The 4,995-nt window shown below is 60.2% G+C and carries 2 protein-coding genes; both read left to right on the plus strand.

The window, feature by feature from the left end; genetic code table 11:
• The first annotated feature begins 313 nt into the window (after positions 1 to 313).
• A complete protein-coding gene (locus tag WBP53_RS15615) occupies positions 314 to 2,143 on the plus strand; it encodes a tetratricopeptide repeat protein (RefSeq protein ID WP_423930568.1) in 1,830 nt (609 codons plus the stop codon).
• Between the two features lie 624 nt (positions 2,144 to 2,767).
• A complete protein-coding gene (locus WBP53_RS15620; protein WP_423930570.1) occupies positions 2,768 to 4,879 on the plus strand; it encodes a TPR end-of-group domain-containing protein in 2,112 nt (703 codons plus the stop codon).
• Positions 4,880 to 4,995: the final 116 nt, after the last annotated feature.

The following is a 4,995-nucleotide window of genomic DNA, read 5'->3' on the forward strand; positions in this document are numbered from 1 at the left end:
GCAATGGTGAATAGTCCGTCCAGCAAGGAGGATCCGGCGAATGGTGAGTAGTGATCGCCCTCACTCGTAGCCCAACCTCTTGGTGTCAGGAACAGCCTGTCAAGATTCTCTTGAGCACACAGATCCCGGGACCGTCACCGTCGTCCCCCCACACGCCTCCAGATTCCGTGACCGAGACGTCGTGGGTGTAGTATTTGGCGGCGCCGCCCAGCAGAAGCTCAGGGGGAAAGATGCGCTTTTCCAATGATCGTCTTGTCGTCGTGCAGATGGCCAATGCGACTACCCTGAAACCGGAGTTGCTGAGCGCCCCGCCTTGAAACTCTTCAGTGAGCTCAAGCGCCGCAATGTGCTGCGTGCCGGCGTGCTGTATGCGGGTGCCGTTTGGGCGTTCGGGCAGGGGCTTTCGCAGTTCAGTCCTGCGTTGGATTTTCCGGATTGGACCACGCGCTGGTTTCTGATTGCCGGAGCGATCGGTTTTCCGTTTTGGCTCGCGTTTGCGTGGTTCTACGAGTTCACACCCGATGGGCTCAAACGCGAGAGTGAGATAGATCCGGCCGATTCGGTCGCGCATCATTCCAGCCGCAAGCTCGATTTCGCGATCATCGGCGTGCTCGCCGTCGCGGTGGTGTTGCTGCTGACCGACCGCTTCCTTGCCCAAGATCCCGCGAATGACGTGACAGCCCCCACCATTGCCGGAATCCCCGCAGCGACGTCAACTGCAACCATCCCGGACAAATCCATAGCCGTGATTCCATTGGCCAACGCTGGCGGTGAGGGGCAGCAGTTCTTCTCCGATGGACTGTCCGAAGCGTTGATCATCGCACTGTCGCAGTTCGAAGATCTGAAGGTGATCGGCCGCAATTCCTCATTCCAGTTCCGCGATACGAAAGACGACAGCACCGTCATCGGTCGAAAGCTCGGTGTGTCGCACCTTGTCGAAGGCAGCGTGCAACACGTCGGCGAGGTGGTGCGCATCAGTGTCCAGTTGGTTGATGCCGCCAGCGGCCAGACGCGGTGGTCACAGCATTACGATCGGCCGTACAAAAATCTCTTCAAGTTGCAGGATGAGATCACCAACGCCGTCGCTACTGCGTTGGACGAGAAGTTGCAGGGAGGTAGCACGCTGGCGCATGACGACCGACCACCCAGCGGAAATCTCGAAGCCTACAGCGCCTATCTGCGGGGTTTGAAGTACTGGCACGATCAGGAATTCCGCAAGGCAGCCGAGTACATGAGTCAGGCCGCGCAGCTCGATCCGGGCTACGCACTGGCGTGGGCACATCTGTCGGGGGCGTGGAGTACCGTCGCCGCGTTTTGGAATGAGGCCCCCGCGGTTGCCAGCGAACACATGCGTGCGTCGCTCTTCGCAGCAGACAAGGCTCTGCAACTGGCGCCCGGGCTGGGCGCCGCCCACGCCGCCCGCGCGTACCTGCACTTCTATAATTTCGATCCCCGTGGCGCTTTGGCCGAGTGTCGTCGCGCCGTGCAGCTGGCGCCGGAGGATGGCACAGTCCTCAACGGTTGCGGATATACGTTGACCGGCATTGGAAAACTGGGGGAGGCGATCCGGCTGAGGGAGCAACTCCTTTCAACCGAACCGTTGTACACCGTCAATTTTTTTCAATACTCGAAATTGCTGGCGGCGACCGGTCGGCTGGATGAGGCGGAAAAATACCTCCATATCGCTGAAGGATTGGGGCAGGCGGATCCTCTCGAGCACTTGAACATCGCATTGCTGCGCGGCGATTGGACAGCTGCGCGCGAGATTGCCGGCCGCGCGTCATCGGCCGGCACGAACTTGTTGCAGGCACTGGCAGCGCAAATCGGGCCGGATCGTGCGGTGGCAGACGCCGAGCTGGGGAAATTCGTCAATGGCGCCGAACGAGCCCGCAATCTGAATCCAGAAGACCTCGTTTTGCTGTACGCACTGCGCGGCGATGCCGATCAGATGTTGGAATGGCTGCAACGTGTCTCGCCAACGAGCCGTTCGACCCTGTTCCTGCTTGCCAACCCCTTCATCCTGCGCTTTCGTGACGACCCGCGGCTGGCTGCGTTCTGCACAAAGATTGGCCTGTCGCCACCCGATTCGAGCGAAGCGCTCAGCATCGACCAGATCCGTGCAAAGCTGGCGGTGAACGACTGACGCAGTTCAGGTTGGAGGACCTGGTGCGGAGCCGGCGAATGGTGTTGTGGGCGATGAGGTTCGATATCACCCTCCCAATCTTCATGAGCTGGTCGAAGGCAGATCCCACGTTACCTGGCCCATTCTGAAACCTCTGATCATGGTTCGACGGGCTCCCCACTAGTGGATGTTGATCGACCCGTTCTCAAGTGGGAGTCATTCGGATCGAGGTTGCTACTTTGCGTGGAAATCGGATATCCGCGCTGACCTCCATTATCCGTGGGGCCGACAATCAAAACCGCAGCAAGTAGGGTGTCGCCTTCTACGCGATGCCGCCGAGCAGATACGCGACAAGACTGGAGATGACGTACGGAAACAACATCAGGCCCATACCGCAGGCCAGTAGAAAGGCCAAACGCTGCTGCCTGCCATAGATAAATCCAAGGGCGCACAGTCGTTCATGCACCCGCCGCTACGCGCACGCCGAGTGACTGCAGAAAATGTGACGCTGTTCCCCTTCGTGTAAGATTCCGGATGGTCAGCGCGCAGGGGGACAGGACAAATGTGCGGTCAATTCCATTCCGATCACGTCGCCTGCCGATTCAGGCGCTGCACCCAGCGCTCTCAGGTTGTCGGCACCAACCCTTGAGGCTCTTTTCCGAACTCAAACGTCGCAACGTGATCCGCATGGCCGGGTTGTATCTGGTCGGTGCCTGGATGATCGCGCAAGTCGCCGAAACCGTGCTGCCGGTATTCGATGTGCCGAACTGGGTACTGCGCGCACTGATGATTGTCATTGCCCTGGGCTTCATCCCGGCACTGGTCTTTGCCTGGGTGTTCGAGCTGACTCCAGAAGGCATCAAGCGCGACAAGGAAGTGGACAGGAGTCAGTCCATAGCGCCGCGAACCGGGCAGCGCATGAACATCGTGATCGCCGCCCTGCTTTCACTCGGGCTGGCCTGGTACATACTCGACAAGTTCGTCATTTCACCCACGCGTGATGCCGTGGACATGGCCGCGAGTCTCAAGGCGATCGAATCCGAAGCCGAATCTTCTCCGGCGATCAATTTGCGCTCGATTGCCGTACTGCCGTTCGAGAATCTCAGCGAGGACAAGGCCAACGGTTTTTTCGCCGATGGCATCCAGGACCAGATCCTGACCGGACTGGCCCAGATCGCCGCCCTCAAGGTGATTTCGCGCACCTCGACGCAACAGTACGCCAGCCGTCCGGACAACCTGTCTCAGATTGCGAAGGAACTGGGCGTCGCCCACATCCTCGAAGGCAGCGTGCAGAAGGCCGGCAACCGGGTGCGGGTCAATGTGCAGTTGATCAAGGCAGATTCCGACAGCCATCTGTGGGCAGAAACTTACGACCGCACAATCGACGACATCTTCGTGGTGCAAAGCGAAGTCGCGCAAAAAATTGCAGATTCCCTGCAAGCCAAGCTGACCGGTGACGAACGCACCGCGCTGGCAACGCCGCCTACTGAAAATCCCGCCGCCTTCGAAGCCTGGCTAAAGGCACGCGCTCTGCAGCTTGGCTCACTCTACGACAGCGGCAACTACGAGCGCGTCGTGGAGACCTTGCAGCGGGTCGTGCAGCTGGATCCGAATTTCACCGCCGCATGGGCAGAACTGGCAGCGAGCCACCTCTGGAGCTACTGGAACGGATTTGATGCTTCGCCTGAGCGTCTGGCTGCCGCGCGCACGGCGCTGGATCGCGCGGCGGCACTGGATCCGGAAGCGCCGGAGGTGCAGAAGGTGCAGGGCCAGTATTTATACGCCAGCGAGCGCAACTTCAATGCGGCGGCGGCGCTATTCAACGAACTCAAGCAGCGAGTCCCCAACGACGCCGACATCTGGTTTCTCGCGGCAATCGCCGAACGCCGGCTTGGCAATTTTGATGCGGCCGTGGCGAATTTCGCACAGTCACGCTCGCTGAACCCGAACGACAGCGGAACGCTGGGCGAGTATGGAGCCACCTTGTTCGTGCTGCGTCGCTTCGAGGAAGCCGTGCAAGTGCTCGATACCGCCCTGGTACTGCAGCCCGGTAACGCCAGTCTCTTAGGGATCAAGTTGCTCAATGCATGGAATCTGCAAGGCATCGAGGGCGGTGCACAGCTGTTGGCGTCAGTGCAATCTGATGACGCATCGATACTCGCCTTGCGCGCCAGACAAGCGTTGCTGGAACGCGACTTCGCCAGCGCTTCCGCGCTGTTTGGCCGCGCGCTTGCCGGAAAAGAGGACGGACGCAATCTGAGCGACTTCTCTGGCTATCTCCCGGGTGATGTCGGCTGGCAGTTGATGCTTGCTTACAGCGAACAGCGCAACGGCGCGGTCGGCGTGGCGAAGGATCTGTATCGCCAGATCCAGGCCCGTGCCGCATCGGCGCTTGCCGAGGGCCAGGCCAATCCGAATATCGCCGCAGCCTGGCATGCGGCCCTGGGCTGGGCCGAGGCCGGCCTGGGGCAGCGCGAGTCGTCAGTCAGGAATGTGCAGCGTGCGACCGAATTGATCCCGCAGGAAGCCGACAAATTTGAAGGAGCAACATGGACGTACTACCTGGCCCTGATTCATGCCCTCAACGGCGACGCCGGGCACGCAGTTCCACTGCTCGAAAACCTCCTGCAAATTCCGGGTGGAGTGACGCTGGAACTCCTGCGCCTGGATCCCCTGTGGGATGCGATCCGGGACGATCCGCGCTTCCAGAAGCTGATTGCCGTACCGGTAGTAGACGACGAGGTCACGCACCCATGATCGACCTCGCGTGCAACTCAAATTCCTACCCGTTCTTTCGGCGCGAGCTACGCTTGTCGTTCCAGCACGCTCCATACCTGTCACCCCAACACACCCCACGCTCGTCATCCCAGCGC

The organism is Dokdonella sp., from assembly GCF_049593775.1.
Taxonomy (GTDB): Bacteria; Pseudomonadota; Gammaproteobacteria; order Xanthomonadales; family Rhodanobacteraceae; genus Dokdonella.